Source organism: Paenibacillus apis, assembly GCF_018333295.1.
GTDB lineage: Bacteria > Bacillota > Bacilli > Paenibacillales > Paenibacillaceae > Fontibacillus > Fontibacillus antibioticophila.
This window is the reverse complement of the sequence record NZ_BORS01000009.1, coordinates 174,467-189,430: the sequence shown is the minus strand read 5'-3', so window position 1 is coordinate 189,430 and position 14,964 is coordinate 174,467. Positions and strand designations below refer to the sequence as shown.

Annotated in this window: 15 protein-coding genes; 11 read left to right on the top strand and 4 right to left on the bottom strand. The window is 44.2% G+C overall.

Annotated elements, in window-relative coordinates; genetic code table 11:
- The first annotated feature begins 18 nt into the window (after positions 1–18).
- Both KI362_RS14565 and KI362_RS14560 read left to right on the top strand, forming a co-directional pair.
- Positions 19–1,104: an ABC transporter ATP-binding protein gene (locus tag KI362_RS14565; RefSeq protein ID WP_301628190.1), complete on the top strand. Its 1,086-nt coding sequence runs from the start codon at positions 19–21 to the stop codon at positions 1,102–1,104.
- On the top strand, positions 1,097–1,729 hold the full coding sequence (locus KI362_RS14560; protein ID WP_044479697.1) for a metallophosphoesterase family protein: 633 nt from the start codon (positions 1,097–1,099) through the stop codon (positions 1,727–1,729). The genes KI362_RS14565 and KI362_RS14560 overlap by 8 nt, the downstream gene beginning before the upstream one ends.
- 66 nt (positions 1,730–1,795) lie before the next feature.
- On the opposite strand, the gene KI362_RS14555 is transcribed toward KI362_RS14560, so the two are convergent.
- Complete coding sequence (locus KI362_RS14555; RefSeq protein WP_301628041.1) at positions 1,796–2,743, bottom strand: ketopantoate reductase family protein; 948 nt, start codon at positions 2,741–2,743, stop codon at positions 1,796–1,798.
- A 149-nt stretch (positions 2,744–2,892) separates the two neighbouring features.
- Here KI362_RS14555 and KI362_RS14550 point away from each other — a divergent pair, with 149 nt between their 5' ends.
- A complete protein-coding gene (locus KI362_RS14550; RefSeq protein ID WP_044477218.1) occupies positions 2,893–3,459 on the top strand; it encodes a TetR/AcrR family transcriptional regulator in 567 nt (188 codons plus the stop codon).
- 198 nt (positions 3,460–3,657) lie between these two features.
- Positions 3,658–4,284 carry a type 1 glutamine amidotransferase family protein gene (locus tag KI362_RS14545; RefSeq protein WP_301628039.1) on the top strand — a complete coding sequence of 209 codons (627 nt, stop codon included), beginning with the start codon at positions 3,658–3,660 and terminating at the stop codon, positions 4,282–4,284.
- A 113-nt stretch (positions 4,285–4,397) separates the two neighbouring features.
- On the opposite strand, the gene KI362_RS14540 is transcribed toward KI362_RS14545, so the two are convergent.
- Together KI362_RS14540 and KI362_RS14535 are read right to left on the bottom strand one after the other, a co-directional pair.
- The gene (locus KI362_RS14540) at positions 4,398–4,937 is read right to left on the bottom strand and encodes a hypothetical protein (protein ID WP_301628037.1); all 540 of its coding nucleotides are present in this window, start codon (positions 4,935–4,937) and stop codon (positions 4,398–4,400) included.
- Positions 4,927–5,460, bottom strand: a complete 534-nt coding sequence (locus tag KI362_RS14535; protein ID WP_301628035.1) for a helix-turn-helix domain-containing protein — start codon at positions 5,458–5,460, stop codon at positions 4,927–4,929. The genes KI362_RS14540 and KI362_RS14535 overlap by 11 nt, the downstream gene beginning before the upstream one ends.
- Positions 5,461–5,784: 324 nt before the next feature.
- Between KI362_RS14535 and KI362_RS14530 the strand changes: the two genes are divergently transcribed.
- Genes KI362_RS14530 through KI362_RS14520 form a run of 3 tightly spaced genes read left to right on the top strand, consistent with a single transcriptional unit; the run spans position 5,785 to position 8,304 of the window.
- Positions 5,785–6,801 (top strand): ABC transporter substrate-binding protein, encoded by a 1,017-nt coding sequence (locus KI362_RS14530; protein WP_301628033.1) that lies wholly within the window; start codon positions 5,785–5,787, stop codon positions 6,799–6,801.
- The gene (locus KI362_RS14525) at positions 6,782–7,558 is read left to right on the top strand and encodes an ABC transporter ATP-binding protein (RefSeq protein WP_301628031.1); all 777 of its coding nucleotides are present in this window, start codon (positions 6,782–6,784) and stop codon (positions 7,556–7,558) included. Before KI362_RS14530 ends, KI362_RS14525 begins: the two co-directional genes overlap by 20 nt.
- Positions 7,559–7,581: 23 nt before the next feature.
- Positions 7,582–8,304 (top strand): ABC transporter permease, encoded by a 723-nt coding sequence (locus KI362_RS14520; RefSeq protein ID WP_301628030.1) that lies wholly within the window; start codon positions 7,582–7,584, stop codon positions 8,302–8,304.
- A 112-nt stretch (positions 8,305–8,416) separates the two neighbouring features.
- Here KI362_RS14520 and KI362_RS14515 read toward each other — a convergent pair whose 3' ends face one another.
- Complete coding sequence (locus KI362_RS14515; protein WP_301628028.1) at positions 8,417–8,773, bottom strand: putative zinc-binding protein; 357 nt, start codon at positions 8,771–8,773, stop codon at positions 8,417–8,419.
- A 211-nt stretch (positions 8,774–8,984) separates the two neighbouring features.
- Between KI362_RS14515 and KI362_RS14510 the strand changes: the two genes are divergently transcribed.
- The 4 genes from KI362_RS14510 to KI362_RS14495 are packed head-to-tail and all read left to right on the top strand — an operon-like array spanning position 8,985 to position 14,960.
- Entirely contained in the window at positions 8,985–9,560 is a 576-nt protein-coding gene (locus KI362_RS14510; RefSeq protein WP_301628026.1) for a restriction endonuclease subunit S, read from the top strand.
- Positions 9,557–12,757 (top strand): type I restriction endonuclease subunit R, encoded by a 3,201-nt coding sequence (locus KI362_RS14505; protein ID WP_301628024.1) that lies wholly within the window; start codon positions 9,557–9,559, stop codon positions 12,755–12,757. The genes KI362_RS14510 and KI362_RS14505 overlap by 4 nt, the downstream gene beginning before the upstream one ends.
- A 44-nt stretch (positions 12,758–12,801) precedes the next feature.
- Positions 12,802–13,797 (top strand): RhuM family protein, encoded by a 996-nt coding sequence (gene rhuM / locus KI362_RS14500; RefSeq protein ID WP_301628022.1) that lies wholly within the window; start codon positions 12,802–12,804, stop codon positions 13,795–13,797.
- On the top strand, positions 13,794–14,960 hold the full coding sequence (locus KI362_RS14495; protein WP_301628020.1) for a restriction endonuclease subunit S: 1,167 nt from the start codon (positions 13,794–13,796) through the stop codon (positions 14,958–14,960). Before rhuM ends, KI362_RS14495 begins: the two co-directional genes overlap by 4 nt.
- Positions 14,961–14,964 lie beyond the last annotated feature (4 nt).

Here is a 14,964-nt window from a genome sequence, read left to right as displayed (position 1 = left end):
GAGGGTTATCACTTGAGAATGATTTTAAAGCTGAAAGGCGTTTCAAAAGCATATGGTGCGCAGCAGGTGCTAAAGCCCATTTCATTCGAGGTCGAAGAAGGCGAACACATCTGCATACTGGGCCCATCCGGCTGCGGGAAATCGACGCTGCTCCAGCTTGTAGCTGGATTGACCCGGATTGATGATGGTGAGATTGAAATAAACGGGGTTACCGTAGAAAAGGGAAAGGGGCGCTATATCCCTCCCGAACATCGACCCATTAATATGGTATTCCAGGATTATGCCCTGTGGCCACATATGTCCGTGCGGCAAAATATTGAATACGGCATGAAACGGCGCAAAGTGAATAAAAACGAAATGCAGAGCCGTCTGGAGCATTTGCAATCGCTACTGAAGCTGGACGGACTGCTGGAACGGCTGCCGGCCCAGCTATCCGGCGGTCAACAGCAGCGTGTAGGCATCGCACGGGCGCTAGCGACGGGCCCCCGGCTACTGTTAATGGATGAGCCGTTGTCCAATCTGGACGTCAAGCTGCGGACCGATATGCGCGGGGAACTGGCCAGTCTGCTCAGAGAACTGTCTATTGCTACTCTCTATGTAACCCATGACCGCATGGAGGCATTCACCATCGCCGATCGAATTCTGGTGCTCCGGGAAGGCGGCATTGATCAAATCGGAACGCCAGATGAGTTATTCGAACGTCCGGCTACCCCATGGGTAGCGCAACTGATGGGTTATCACAACCGCTTAAGGGTTCAATTTTCATCTCAAGGGAATCTGGCTACACTGGCAGCAGACACCCCGATTCAGGGAGTGCAGATAACTCCCGGTGCTTATTCAGGAGAAGGAGTCATGATGCTTCATCCAGAGAACATTTCTGTTTGTCAGGAGCCCTCGGCGATTAACGATAATTTATTTGAAACAGAGGTGTTGCAGGCCATCTATGAAGGAACAAGATGGAGATTCATTGTGAAGACTGATGATGGACAATCCCTCCATTTATTTCATCACAGGAGGGTAGAGCCGGGCGCCCGGTTGACCATTCAGGTTCCTGCGCAGAATGTCATGCTGTATGCAGCCCGCGCTGTCGCAGGCGATGAGTAAATTGTTTGCTGTCTCCGATATTCACGGCTATGGTCATTTGCTGGAATATCTGCTGAACCTTGCAGGATATAATCCACAGACAGATCGGCTATTCCTGCTCGGTGATTATGTAAATAAAGGGCCGGATTCTGTAGGCACTTTGGATCTGGTGCATAAGCTATGTATAGATGGAGCAGTCGCCCTTCAGGGAAATAACGAGCGCAAGTGGCTGAATCAAGTGCCAAGCAAGACCGATGAACATAAATCGGTGTCAACCTATTACCAGGAGCTGATCGCCGGGATGCCGCTATGGGCAGATTATGAGCGTTTTCTGTTTGTCCATGCGGGCTTGCGTCCAGACATTTCGCTAGAGGAGCAAACTCCCGAGGATTTGACAGAGATACGCGACCCCTTCTTCAAGGCTCCCGGCCTGCCGGGCAAAACCGTCGTATTTGGTCATACATCTACTTACCGCTTTGGCCTGCAGCCAGACCATTTGTGGTTTGGGGATGGCAAGCTCGGCATAGACACCGGAGCTGGCCATGGCTATTTTTTGAGTCTGGTCGAGTTGACGGAAGGATGGCAGTGGTCGGTATCCGTCTTACCGCCATACAACGTAGGATTGACCAGATTTGTCCTGGAATAATCGCAAATATTAGAGCCGCACTTCGGTCTACACGAAGCACGGCTCCTATTCGCATTGTAGGTAAAGTTAAGGCAATAAGGGATTTTCAATAGATTTATGATATTCCGTATTTTCAAATGCCGCTGTAAGACGCGGCAAAGGAATGCCTGCCTTTTTGGCTTCCCTTACAACTTCAAGTACCGCAAAACCTGCTTTGCTGTTGTTGTGTTCCATGAAAAGCCGCGGCAAGCTGCCTTTTGCAAAAATGACCTTGTTAAATAGGATGCCCAGAAGTCCCGGAGGAACTTTAGTAAGCATGAGAGAAGTGGCATCAGGCTTTGCACCTCTTGCTTTCAGTACAGGGATCAGTTCCCTCATATTCAACCCAACATTGGAAAAGGAGTCGCGATGGTTCAAAACCGCTGGAAAGCTCCCCCGTCTTATCACCTCCGTCTCCATAGCCGCATTCATGGCAAAGTGATTCCATAGCCAGTTTTGCATATCCTTGATCCAGTTAATTTTAAAATGGGCACTTTCAAATAGTTCTCTGACCTTGTTGTTAATATGTTCAGTGCCTACCCGTGGTTTTTCCAGAAATACCATTTTCAAAAAGCCGCCTCTAAGCCGATTGTCCGCTATGCCTCCCCCTGCTCCGGGAAAGCCAAAGACAACATTGTTCATAGACAAGGGTGCGATCGATGATTTCAAGTCTTGCCAGATGTTATTGAATATGAGGATAGGGGTATCTCCTGCAGCAGTTGCTAGGAATTGTGCCGCTCCCGGAAGCTGTTCCGTGTTGACGCTCACAATAATGAGATCATACTTGGGAAGAATCTCCTCATGAAGCTTGACGTTCCAGCTTTCTTTGATGAGCTTTTTCCCTTTTCGTGCATCCCACATTTCAAGCTCTATACTACTTCCGAAGGTTTCTTTTCTCCCTTTTCTAACGTAAAACTCGACTGTATGCCCTGCCTGTTCAAAAGCCCAGGCATATTGGGTCGATATTAAACCTCTACCGAAGAATAAAATTCTCATGTTAGCCCCCTTAAAATAGTTGATCATCCTTGTTGATAATCCGACAACGTGTTGTATAATAATATTGTATGCATTTACTATACGGCCATCAACCATCAGATTTTTAATATCTGTCGGATCATCGCTTGAACTGGAAATGGGGGTAAATCATGAAGAAGCAACCTGAAATGACGGACAAAACTAGGCAAACATTTATAAATGTGTTCTGTGATTTATATAGCCAAAAACCCATTGAAAAAATATCGATTCAAGAGATTGCTAACAAGTCAGGCTATAACCGCAGTACATTTTATCAATACTTTACAGATATTTATGAGTTGCTGAACTATGTGGAAGAGGATGTTTTGAAATCCATTAACGAGGAAATGGTAAACAGGGAGCTTTCTACGCATACGTTCCAAGATGCGCTTCAATGTTTGGAAAATGCAGAAGAAATTTCAGTCCTAAAAGCCCTTTTGGGTGACTATGGTTCTGTTCATTTTGTTGAACGCCTAAAAAGAGAAATTCCCTTTGAAAGATTGATTGTGGACCTTCCAACAAATGATATCTTAGCGCCATACCTGATTGAGTTTTACATATCAACATTAATATCTTTGTTTCGCCTTTGGATACGCAACGACAAAGATTTATCGTCGGAAGAATTGGTCAAGCTGATCGATAGCCTATTCGCAAATGGGATAAAACCGTATCATATCTTAATCAAAGGTGAGGGTTAGTTACGCCAAAAAATATTAAAAGCCGGACTCATTTCTTTTATAATTGGCGGCAGGGCAGAGGCGTTGGATGATTTATGCATACATTGCAGGAGACTGTATACATATGTTCCGAATATCCTTCACTGACAGCAGCTGTCAGTGAAGTTGTTTTATCATAAGGATTGTTACCTACCAAATTTGTTGAGGAGCAATTAGAAAATGAATCGTACCGTATATCTTTATGTGTTTGATACCATGTCCGACTGGGAAATCGGTTATTTAGCCGCCGAACTGAACTCTGGAAGATACTTCAGACAGGGGGTGGCTCCAGCAAAAATAGTCACCGTTGGGATAGAAAAGACTCCAGTAACTACAATGGGCGGATTGAAAATAATGCCTGACATGAAAGTGGATGAGTGCAGCATTAACAGCGTAGATGCACTGATTTTACCAGGTGGAAATACATGGACAGAAGCTATCCACGTGCCCATACTAAAAATGGCCGAGAAGTGTGTAAAGGAAGGGATCGTAGTTGGAGCCATTTGCGGCGCTACTATAGGACTTGCTCAAGCAGGATTGTTGGAGTCCCGTTGGCACACAAGCAATGATTTGGCCTACCTTAAAATGATTTGCCCTTCCTACACGGGTGAAGAAAATTACAAAGTGGAATCTGCTGTCACTGATGGGAAATTGATCACCGCATCCGGAGTAGCTCCATTAGAATTTTCTGTTCAGGTTTTAAAAGCGCTAGATGTATTTTCTCCAAAAACATTAGACGCTTGGTATCGTCTTAATAAAACTCATGAACCTGAATATTTCTACGAGTTAATGAATTCAATCCAATGATCGTATAGAGATATAAGTCATGTGGAGTGCCTAATGTTGATAGTGCGGAAATGAGTTGTGACAATATTGCTCAGGTCCAAGTTAAGGAGGCTCTTGCCGTTCGCAAGGTCTCCTTACCTACTTAGGGAGCTGTATGGGCTTCGTTGACTATCCGTTTTTTGAAAATCAGCTTTATATGCAAAGTAGATATACTTGACAAACACAAACACGTTGATTGCCCCAATCACACCAAAAGCCAACCGAGCAACCACCTCCGGTATGCCGAACAAGATAATCCCGTTCATATCACCACCGCCAAAAAATCCGCATAAGACAGACAAGTAGATGGGGTCAATGATAAGCATGCCTAAAGTCATATAATAAAAGGTGGCTTTGATAACCTTGTTATTGGATTTCAATATTCGTTTTGTCATCAAAACAAGTGCATATCCGAGTAACAGCGTAGCAAGCGGCCCGGCGATACAAAATACAGCAAGTTGTAAATCGGACATAGCCTCTTTATTAACAATGATTTGCATTCCGGGGAACATGAATTTTATCCTCTGATAAGCCCCCATAAAAAGCGCGGCAATCGCATGTGTTCCCTCATGAACAATGTAATAACAAAGGATAGCTATAATTAAACCTAACCATTTTCGTGCGTTACTCTTCATGGTTTAGATCTCCCTTTTCCCAGTTAGGTGATGAGATAATTGAAAGTGTACGTTGTTTACGTTCTTGGTTAGGTTCAAAATTTAAGTGCTTATTTACTACCTCAAAAATTTCATCAATAAATTGGTTATATTCATTATCAGACATTAAAAGAGTATTACTGGATAGAAAAAGCCTGTCTTTAATTGGATTCCCCCTGTCTTTAAAGTAACGGTCAAAATCGGATAATAATTTCATTAGAAAAAACTTCACATTTTTTTCAATCGATTCCTCCTCAGCAGTTTCTTGTAATGCTTCAAGATTAAGTATATATTCACGCTCGTATGTTCCTCGTATTCTTGTTTCTTTGCTTACTAATAAGTAACCGTGTTCAAACAACATATTGATGTGTCTGTATAATGTAGTCCTTGGAATATCGCTCATAAGCTCCGAAAGACTCCCGACGGTTCTCCCTTTTTTGTCGGCCATATGCTGAATAATACGCATTCTAATAGGGTTGAGCAAAATATCGCCATGATTATCCATAATTGCACCTCCATGATTGATTCCAACTTCGATTATGATACCAAAAATGGAATTGATCAAGGGTATTTTTCTCACATGCGTCGTTTTTTTTGTTCATTTCCTTACTATTCAAGCTCTTTCCAGACATTATTTAAAAATCAAAATATACAAAATGCAATAATGGGTGTAATATGAAGTTATTTGAGGCTGCCTGGAGGAACATGACTACTTGTCGTATGCATTGTGAATAAAGTTGCAATCCGAGACAGTAGCACAGACTTAAGCCAGTTCGGCACAGGGCTATGCCTACTACTATAGAAAGAACATACAGGGAGATGGACAACAATGAAGCTTGAAACTACTAAAAGAACTATCATGCTGCTGGCACTGGTGCTGATCGTCAGTATCGTGGGTGCGGCTTGCGGCAGCAGGGCGGCTAATACTACGAATACGGGTGAGGGAAGCGGCACATCGGCGGCAGCGGGTTCGGCGAATGATCAGGCAGAGGAATTAGCTGAACTGACGCTGGGCCTGTTGCCGTCCATAGATGCCATTCCATTTATCATTGCTCATGAGCAGGGCTTTGATCAGAAGCACGGGGTTCTTCTGGACATTGAGACGTTCAAGAGTGCCAAGGATCGGGATGTTGCTTTTCAAGCAGGCAAGGTGGACGGGATTAGCGCCGACCTGGTTGCAATCTCTATCTATAATGAAGCCGGGCTGGATGTGAAAATTACCAGCACGACCTTTGGAGAATTTGACCTGCTCACCGGCAATAGCGAGATTCAGGATGTGAAGGATCTGAAGGGGAAGACGGTGATCCTGTCCAAGAATACTTCAACGCAATATACCGTTGCGATGATGCTGAAACAGGCTGGTCTGACGGAGCAGGATATCCGGATCACAGAGGTGCCGCAAATTCCAACCCGGCTGGAGCTGTTGAAAAATAATAAAGCGGATGCGGCCATTCTGCCAGAGCCATTTGTCACGATGGGCCAAGCCGCAGGCTTGCGCATACTTAGCTCGACGCACCAAGCCAATATCAATCCGTTCGTGCTGGCTTTCCCGCAGAGCGCGATCGACGCCAAGGCCGAGGCGATTCGCGCCATGTATGCTGCTTACGATGAAGCAGTAGCGTATATGCAATCCCATGACAAAGCGGACTACATTGATCTGGTGATTGAAGAAGTGGGTTATCCCGAAACCTTGAAGGAGCAAATTGAGGTGCCTGCTTACATTCCGGCAAACCAGGTGGATGTGAAGGAAGTGGAAGCGGCCTTCGCCTGGGCCCGTGAACAAGGGCTGTTGACCAAAGATATTGCCCCAGAAGAAGTGATCTCTGATGTCCAATTCAAGAAATAACGGATTGTGTGTCAAGGAGCTTGAGGTGGAATACAGAAGCGGGGAATTGGCTTTGGGGAAGGTCAGTTTCACTCTGCCGGAGCATGGAATATATACGATTCTCGGCCCCTCCGGGAGCGGGAAATCTACGTTGCTCCGCGCCATCACCGGTCTAATGCCGGAATATCGGGGCGAACTGCTGTTCAATGGAAGCTCTTTGCGTGAACAGAAGGTGCTGATGGGCCTGGTGCCCCAGAATTACGGTCTTCTGCCTTGGAAGACTGTTAAGGGCAATATTCGCGTAGCGATGAGCATCGCGCATCCCAGGGAACAGAGCAAGCAGGCTCGGGAAGCGCAAATAGACCAATGGCTGACAGCCATGGGCATTGCGGAGCTGGCGGAGCGGTATCCGCTGTCACTTAGCGGGGGGCAGCAGCAGCGGGTTGCCATTGCGCGGGCCTTCGCTATTGCCCCGTCCATGCTTTTGCTGGACGAGCCGTTCTCGGCGCTGGATGCCATCACAAGGGAGACGCTGCAACAGCTGTTCCTGGAGCATTGGCAGGCCAATCCGGCTACGGCGCTGTTCGTGACGCATGATGTGGACGAGGCCATTTTGCTAGGACAGAAAATGATCGTGCTTCCTTCAAGCAAGAACGATCCTGCTGAGGTTATTGACAACGAGGAAGTATTTGCGCTGAAGCTGGAGGAGAAGCGGGCCAGCGATGCTTTTTTTGCCCAAATCAAGAAGGTTAGAAAGGTTATGCAGGAGAAATGGTGAATTCGCGGAGGCTTAACTACATCTTGAGATTGTTGCTTGTATTCCTGGGGATGAATCTCATCTGGTACGTGGCGTACGTACTGGTTAATCACCCTATGCTGCCAAGCCCGCTCGGGGTCTATCTGGCGATGGGCCAGCTTGGGGGAAGGGAGCTTGTACTGAATGTTGGCTACAGCTTGATGCGCGTGTTTGCCGGAGTGCTGCTGGCGTTGATTCTTGGCTTGCTTATCGGGCTGCTGATGGGGCGTTCCGCGCTGTGGAACAAGCTTCTGGACCCGGTGGTATATTTAACGTATCCGGTGCCGAAGATCGCCTTGCTTCCCGTTGTGATGCTGTTCTTCGGACTTGGCGAGACATCCAAGATTCTCATGATTATGCTGATTCTGTTGTTCCAGATTATCATTTCCGTTCGGGATGGCATCAAGGCAATTCCGGCTAACACCTATGATGTGCTAACCAGTATCGGGGCAGGCAAGGGCGAGAAGTTCTGGCATGTTACTTTACCGGGTGCGTTATCCGTCATCTTAAGCACGATTCGTGTCTCGTTGGGAACAGCGATTTCGGTCCTGTTCTTTACAGAGATTTATGGAACGGAGCACGGCATGGGCTTCTTCATCATGGATGCCTGGCTCCGACTGGATTATCCGCAAATGTATGCCGGTATTCTGCTGTTCAGCTTGGTCGGGTTTCTGTTGTTCCTGTTGGTAGATCTGCTGGACTACCGGTTTATGAAGTGGCGGAGGTAAATGTTGCCCGATAAAGTGATTTTAAGAGCCCGAGATATCCTGTTATGACAGGAGCCCTCGGGCTCTTTTTAATGTTCTGAGTCGATCAGTCGTCCTGGGGCGTTATCCGTTGTTACTTGATATCTTCAAGAATCTGATTATAGGCGTTCTGGACAAGCTGGGGGTCAGGATCTTCTCCAAGATGTTTGGGCACATCGAACTTCGATAAATCAAAATGATGCTTAGGTTGGACGTCATGCCTGGCTAAACAGCTCTTGCAGCAGGCCAACGGGCAACCGTCGATAGCAATGATGTCGCGTCCCGACTTCGCTGTTCGGACAAGCGGTTTTACATCACCGCCGACACCTGCGATGCAGGACATTTCGGCGATCTTTTCACGATCCATTTTAATCGCTACCTGGTTAGCGGTCTGTGCAGCTGAGGAACATCCGGAACATGAGTAGACAAGAGGCAGATCATTTTTTTTCATGGGCTATCCCTCCCAATTTAACAAATTAATTGTCAGTATAATCCGAGACGACGGGCTGGTTAGTGAGTCGGGTCACTATTGCTAAAGTAACTCCTTATATAAAAATGTAATTTTAATAAATTAATAAATAGATCTTGTATTTTCAAATCAATCTGATAAAATGTAATCAACGATAATAACAAATTTTAATTAAAGAAAGGCACAAATTCATATGAGAAAATTAGAGGGTATGGTTGAGTTTGTGAGTGGTTCACCGCAATTTAGGATTAAAGAAGTGTTTGATGATAAGGCACCTCTTTATACCTATTATGGACAACCCGATCTTGAAGAGGATTTGGTTTGTTTTGATTCTAACGGTAATGCCGGTAAGAAAGTACGAACCTACGATAAGGTCAATACGCTATGTCAAGGAGATGTTGTTTTTAGTTTGATATCAGGAAAATCTACAATCGTTGGTGTGAAGCATCAGGGGTATCTATACACGCAAAACTACGTCAAGTTAGTGGCTGATAACAAGGTTGATTCAAAATATCTTGTTTTCTTGCTTAATGAAGATCCATCTATCAAGAAACAGTTTCAGATGGGGCTGCAGGGTTCTCAAGTTCTAAAGTACACGCTAAAGCAATTGAAAGAACTGGAGTTGCCGGATTTCCCTACCCTATACAAACAGCGGACGATCGGGGAGCTTTATTTTAACCAATTACGGTTGGAGGCATTAAGAAATAGAGCGTCGAATCTGGAAACTACCATAGTATTAGAAAAGCTTAGGAGGGCGAGCCATAAATGACCGAGAATCAATTTGAAACCGAATTAATACAATACCTTACGAGTGGTACGATTACCAAGCAAGAACATCTTGAAGGACTTGTTGCTAAAGAATCAAATGTTGATTACATAGTAAAAACCAAGCTGTGGAAATATGAACCCCACATTAAAACGACAGAACAGCTCTGGGAAAACTTCAAAGCGATCCTGGAACAGCATAACCAGAACACGCTTGAACATCCCCTAAGTGTTGTGGAATTTAATCAAGTTAAGAAAATTATTTCGGATATTAAGACGCCTTATGAAGCGGGGCAGTTTCTGTACGGTTTAAACGGGGTGTCGCAAATTGAGATTGATTTGGATGACGGGCGGCACGTGTTCCTTACAGTATTTGATCAAAAGCAAATCGGGGCTGGAGATACCGTATATCAAGTAGTCAATCAAATTAAACGGTCGGCAGTGATTACTGGGAAACAAACTCGATATTTTGACACAACGCTTCTGATTAATGGTCTGCCCATTATTCAAATTGAAGAAAAACGTGATACCCGTAATGTAGATGAGGCGCTCAATCAAATGAAACAATATGCGGATGAAAACCAGTATCGTGATATTTTCTCAACACTGCAAATTCTGGTGGCCATCACGCCGAATAATGTGAAGTACATGGCAAATACGACCTCAGATAAGTTTAACAAGGACTTCGCGTTTAACTGGCAACGCAAGAGTGACAATACCATTGTTCGCAATTGGAAGGAATTTGCGGATTCCATGCTTTCCATTCCCATGGCGCATCAAATGGCTACCAACTATATGATCCTTGACGGAACAAGAAATAAAAATACGTTGAAAGTGATGCGTCCTTATCAGGTGTACGCGACACAAAATGTGATCGAGAAATTGAAACGTGCTGATTTTGAATTCGGCATAAATAAAATCGGCTACATCTGGCACACCACCGGGTCCGGTAAAACGATTACCAGTTTCAAGACGGCCTGGCTTGCAAGCCGGATGCCTAAAGTGGATAAGGTTGTCTTTGTAGTGGATCGAATTGCCTTGACCAAGCAAACCAACGAAAATTACAAAGCCTATGACCCGGACGCGACAGAAGACACCTTTGGCAGCGTTCAAGACACCAATAACACAACCGATTTGAGTCGAAAGCTGAAAAGTAAAGACAATGGTATCATTGTGACTTCCGTTCAAAAGCTGGATACGCTGGTGAAACGAAAATCGTTTCAAGCACCCGACAAAAATATCGTGTTTATCGTGGATGAAGCACATCGTTCAACAGGCGGCGATTCCTTTAAAAATATCCAGAAAGCCTTTAAGAGGTCTGCCTGGGTTGGTTATACCGGGACACCGATGTTTGATGAAACAACGACGGGGCTTCGAACAGAGGACATTTTTGGCCCGCTATTACATGCTTATACCATTCGTGAGGCGATTGCGGACCGGAATGTTTTAGGATTCAAGGTTGATTTTGAGACAACGATCGATGAAAAGCAGATGAAAGAAGTCTATCTTCCCGCGTTTTACCGTGAACGTTATCCCAAATGGACCGAAGAACGAATTCAAGAGAAAATCAACAATCTTTCCCAGGAAGATATGGATGATGCGGTTGAACCCAGTTTCTACGATGAGAATCCGGATCATGTCAAACTGGTCGTGGAGGATATTTTCAAACATTGGCGCAACCGTTCGAATGAAGGCAAGTACAATGCTTTGTTTACGACGCATGTGGGCGGCGGGAAAGCAAGCACACCAATGGCGATGATGTATTTTAAGGAGTTTCAACGTGTTAACGAAGAAAATAAGAAGAACGGCGGTCAGACTCTAAAAGTTGCCGTGACGTTCAGTCAAAATTCATCGAATAATGAAAGTATGCTTGCAACAAATCAAGGTTTGTATGAGGCCATCCAGGCTTATAATGCTGAATTTAGTAAAGCTTTCGGGATGGATGATGTTTCGGGCTACACCCAGGACGTGACTTCACGCTTAAATAAATCTGCTTCCGATGGGAGGTTCCTCGACTTGGTAATCGTGGTGGATCAATTATTAACAGGATTTGATGCGCCTGAGTTGAACACGCTTTATGTGGATCGAACCTTGAAGGGTGCCTTGTTAATCCAGGCTTATTCACGAACGAACCGGATTGCGGATATGCAAGAGAAACCATGGGGACGTATAGTCAATTACCGCTGGCCGGCACACAACGAGAAATTGATGAATAAAGCGCTTGCTGTGTATGCCAATAAAGATTCTGCCGTTTTGTCTAATGATGAACAACGCGATTCTAATCAAAAAGACGGGATCATTGCCCAACCGTTTGAAGATGTGTTTAACGAAGTGAAACAAGTTGTTGAAAAACTAAGCAGCATGACGATGGAGTTTCAACAGTTACCGCCTTCTGAGAAACAGAAGGAGGATATGCTTGATTTGCTTCATGAATACAACAGGGGCATGGCCAAATTAAAGCAATATGATCCTGAAGAAGTGGATGGCGAAAAAGTTGGATTTAACTATGATGATCCAGATGAGTTACTAGAGAAGTTAGGGATGACTTCCGAGCAAGAAGTGATGTTGACCACCGTCTTAACCAATGAGCTTAAGTCACATATTGCCAAAGAGAGGAAGATCCCTCTTTACCAAATCGAACTGCGGATGACTCACGTGAAGGATGTTAAAGTGGACTATGATTATCTTACAGAACTCGTAGAACAATTACTGAATCAGGTTCACGAAGGTAAGAAGGAGGAAGCTAAAGAAACGCAGGAGAAAATCAACCAATTTGCGAATGGATTGGATGACCGCAGCTATGCGACTAAGATTATCAATGCAGCGGACGCCATTATGAAAGGTCACTTTCCGCCTGCAGGTTCGGACTTCAAGTATCCGGTGAAACTGACGGACAGTGAACAGATCATCCAGCAAGCCAACAATGTGAGCTTGGAGCGATTGTTCCTTGACTTCCGTGTGAAGTGGGGGATCACGGAAATTATCACAAGTGCCGGGATGCGTGAGTTGTTCAGCCGCCATCGCTACGGAATGCAAGATTTGGATGATACCGGCCAAATCCGTGATATCATCGCTCAAGCAAGCTCTAACTATATGACACTTGCGCTTGACGAGGGAGTTCAAACTTTGCCTAAAATGAAATATCGAAACGGTTTGCGCGATGCGATTTACAAACTGGCGGATGAATTGGTGGAGAGCTAAACGGGGCAAATCGGTACAATAACGTCTGTCTAATGGAGGTTATTATGAACGAAATTCAGTTTTTAATGTATGATGCTGATGAGAAAGTAGAAGTGCTTGTTCGAGATGAAACGATTTGGGCAACCCAGAAGGTATTATCCCAGTTATTTGATGCAGATAAATCCTCTATTTCAAGACACTTGAAGAATATCTTTGCAAGCGGAGAACTACAAGAAAGCACGAGCGTTGCAAAAATTGCAACTGTCGTAAATAATGGGGCAGTTGGTGAGATTGAGAAGGAAATTAACTACTATAACCTGGATGCAATTATTTCAGTGGGTTATCGTGTTAATTCCCAAAAAGCTACTAAGTTCCGTATATGGGCAACGGATGTTTTGAAAGATTATATTCAAAAGGGCTTCAAGATTGATGTTGAACGTATGAAACAAGGGGAGAATGTATTTGGCAAGGATTACTTCCGCGAGCTGATTGAAACTGTTCGTTCCATTCGAGCAAGTGAACGACGGATATGGCAACAAATATCAGATGTCTTTGCGGAAATTTCATACGACTACGATAGAAACTCAGAGATCACAAAGAAGTTCTATGCTACCGTTCAAAACAAGTTTCATTATGCGATTACAGGCAAAACTGCTGCTGAAATTGTTTATGACAGTGCGGATAAAGGCAAAGAATATATGGGGCTTACTTCTTGGAAGAATTCGCCCGATGGCCGTATTTTACAATCGGACGTATTAGTTGCAAAGAATTATTTATCGGAAAGAGAAATTCGCAGTTTGGAGCGTAACGTATCATCTTACTTTGACTATGTAGAGCGTCTACTTGAAGATGAAGTTTTATTAGGAATGCAGGACTTTGCTAAAAGCATTGATGAATTTCTAGCATTCAATCGCTATGAAGTCTTGGATGGAAATGGGCGCATTTCACAAAGTGAAGCTCAGAAGAAGGCAATTGGCGAGTATAAAGAATTCAATAAGCATCAAAAAATAGTATCCGATTTTGATAGAGAAATCAAGAAAATACAGGGAGAGCAAAAATGAGCGAAGACAAAGTTAATGTACCAAAGATTAGGTTTCCGGGGTTCACGGATGCTTGGGAACAGCGTAAGCTCGGGGAATTGACTGAAAGAGTCCGAGGAAATGACGGAAGGATGGACCTGCCAACGCTTACTATTTCAGCAGGAAACGGTTGGCTGGATCAAAGAGAGCGTTTTTCTGGAAACATAGCAGGAAGTGAACAAAAAAATTATACACTTCTAACTAAAGGAGAGCTTTCTTACAATCATGGCAACTCAAAGTTAGCTAAGTACGGTGCAGTTTTTGTATTAAGAACATACGAAGAAGCGCTTGTTCCTAGAGTTTACCACAGCTTCAAGACGACCAAAGATACATCAGCAGACTTTATAGAATATTTGTTTTCAACCAAGATTCCTGATAGAGAACTAGCAAAACTAATATCATCTGGTGCTCGTATGGATGGCCTGTTGAATATTAATTATGATGAATTTATGAATATAAAGGTTACGGTTCCAAAAGTCGAAGAGCAAATAAAAATAGCTGAATTTCTTCGCGTATTGGACGACCTTATCACCCTTCATCAGCGTAAGTTAAACAACGTGAAAAATTTGAAGGCTGGCTTGCTTCAAAAAATGTTTCCGAAAGATGACGAAGATTTTCCTGAAATTCGATTCCCCGGATTCACTGACGCTTGGGAACAGCGTAAGGTTATAGATATAGCGCCCTTGCAGCGTGGATTCGACTTACCTGTTAGTGAAATTGAAGCGGGCTCTTACCCAGTTATTATGTCTAACGGAATAGGTGCGTATCATTCAAAGTACAAGGTAAAAGCCCCTGGTGTTGTGACTGGTCGTTCTGGCACAATAGGAAATCTAACATTTGTGGAGGTTGATTATTGGCCGCATAACACGGCTTTGTGGGTTACTGACTTCAAAGGTAATGATGCGAAATTTATTTATTTTTTGTATCAGAAATTGGATTTGAAACGTTATGGTACTGGTAGTGGTGTCCCAACTTTGAATCGAAATGACGTGCATGATACCACAACCAGCATTCCGTCTGTCGCAGAACAGAAGCATATTTCACTGCTCTTCGACAGCCTCGACCACCTCATCACCCTTCATCAGCGTAAGCTGGAACACTTGCAAGAACAGAAGAAGGCACTTCTACAACAAATGTTTGTTTGATAGG

What these genes read in the sequence shown, in the direction of transcription:
- KI362_RS14510 (WP_301628026.1), top strand. Translation starts at nt 8,985, where the DNA reads ATGAGAAAATTAGAGGGTATGGTTGAGTTTGTGAGTGGTTCACCGCAA.
- KI362_RS14495 (WP_301628020.1), top strand. Translation starts at nt 13,794, where the DNA reads ATGAGCGAAGACAAAGTTAATGTACCAAAGATTAGGTTTCCGGGGTTC.
- KI362_RS14525 (WP_301628031.1), top strand. Translation starts at nt 6,782, where the DNA reads ATGTCCAATTCAAGAAATAACGGATTGTGTGTCAAGGAGCTTGAGGTG.
- KI362_RS14505 (WP_301628024.1), top strand. Translation starts at nt 9,557, where the DNA reads ATGACCGAGAATCAATTTGAAACCGAATTAATACAATACCTTACGAGT.
- KI362_RS14535 (WP_301628035.1), bottom strand. Translation starts at nt 5,460, where the DNA reads ATGGATAATCATGGCGATATTTTGCTCAACCCTATTAGAATGCGTATT.
- KI362_RS14515 (WP_301628028.1), bottom strand. Translation starts at nt 8,773, where the DNA reads ATGAAAAAAAATGATCTGCCTCTTGTCTACTCATGTTCCGGATGTTCC.
- KI362_RS14555 (WP_301628041.1), bottom strand. Translation starts at nt 2,743, where the DNA reads ATGAGAATTTTATTCTTCGGTAGAGGTTTAATATCGACCCAATATGCC.
- KI362_RS14545 (WP_301628039.1), top strand. Translation starts at nt 3,658, where the DNA reads ATGAATCGTACCGTATATCTTTATGTGTTTGATACCATGTCCGACTGG.
- rhuM (WP_301628022.1), top strand. Translation starts at nt 12,802, where the DNA reads ATGAACGAAATTCAGTTTTTAATGTATGATGCTGATGAGAAAGTAGAA.
- KI362_RS14565 (WP_301628190.1), top strand. Translation starts at nt 19, where the DNA reads ATGATTTTAAAGCTGAAAGGCGTTTCAAAAGCATATGGTGCGCAGCAG.
- KI362_RS14540 (WP_301628037.1), bottom strand. Translation starts at nt 4,937, where the DNA reads ATGAAGAGTAACGCACGAAAATGGTTAGGTTTAATTATAGCTATCCTT.
- KI362_RS14550 (WP_044477218.1), top strand. Translation starts at nt 2,893, where the DNA reads ATGAAGAAGCAACCTGAAATGACGGACAAAACTAGGCAAACATTTATA.
- KI362_RS14560 (WP_044479697.1), top strand. Translation starts at nt 1,097, where the DNA reads ATGAGTAAATTGTTTGCTGTCTCCGATATTCACGGCTATGGTCATTTG.
- KI362_RS14530 (WP_301628033.1), top strand. Translation starts at nt 5,785, where the DNA reads ATGAAGCTTGAAACTACTAAAAGAACTATCATGCTGCTGGCACTGGTG.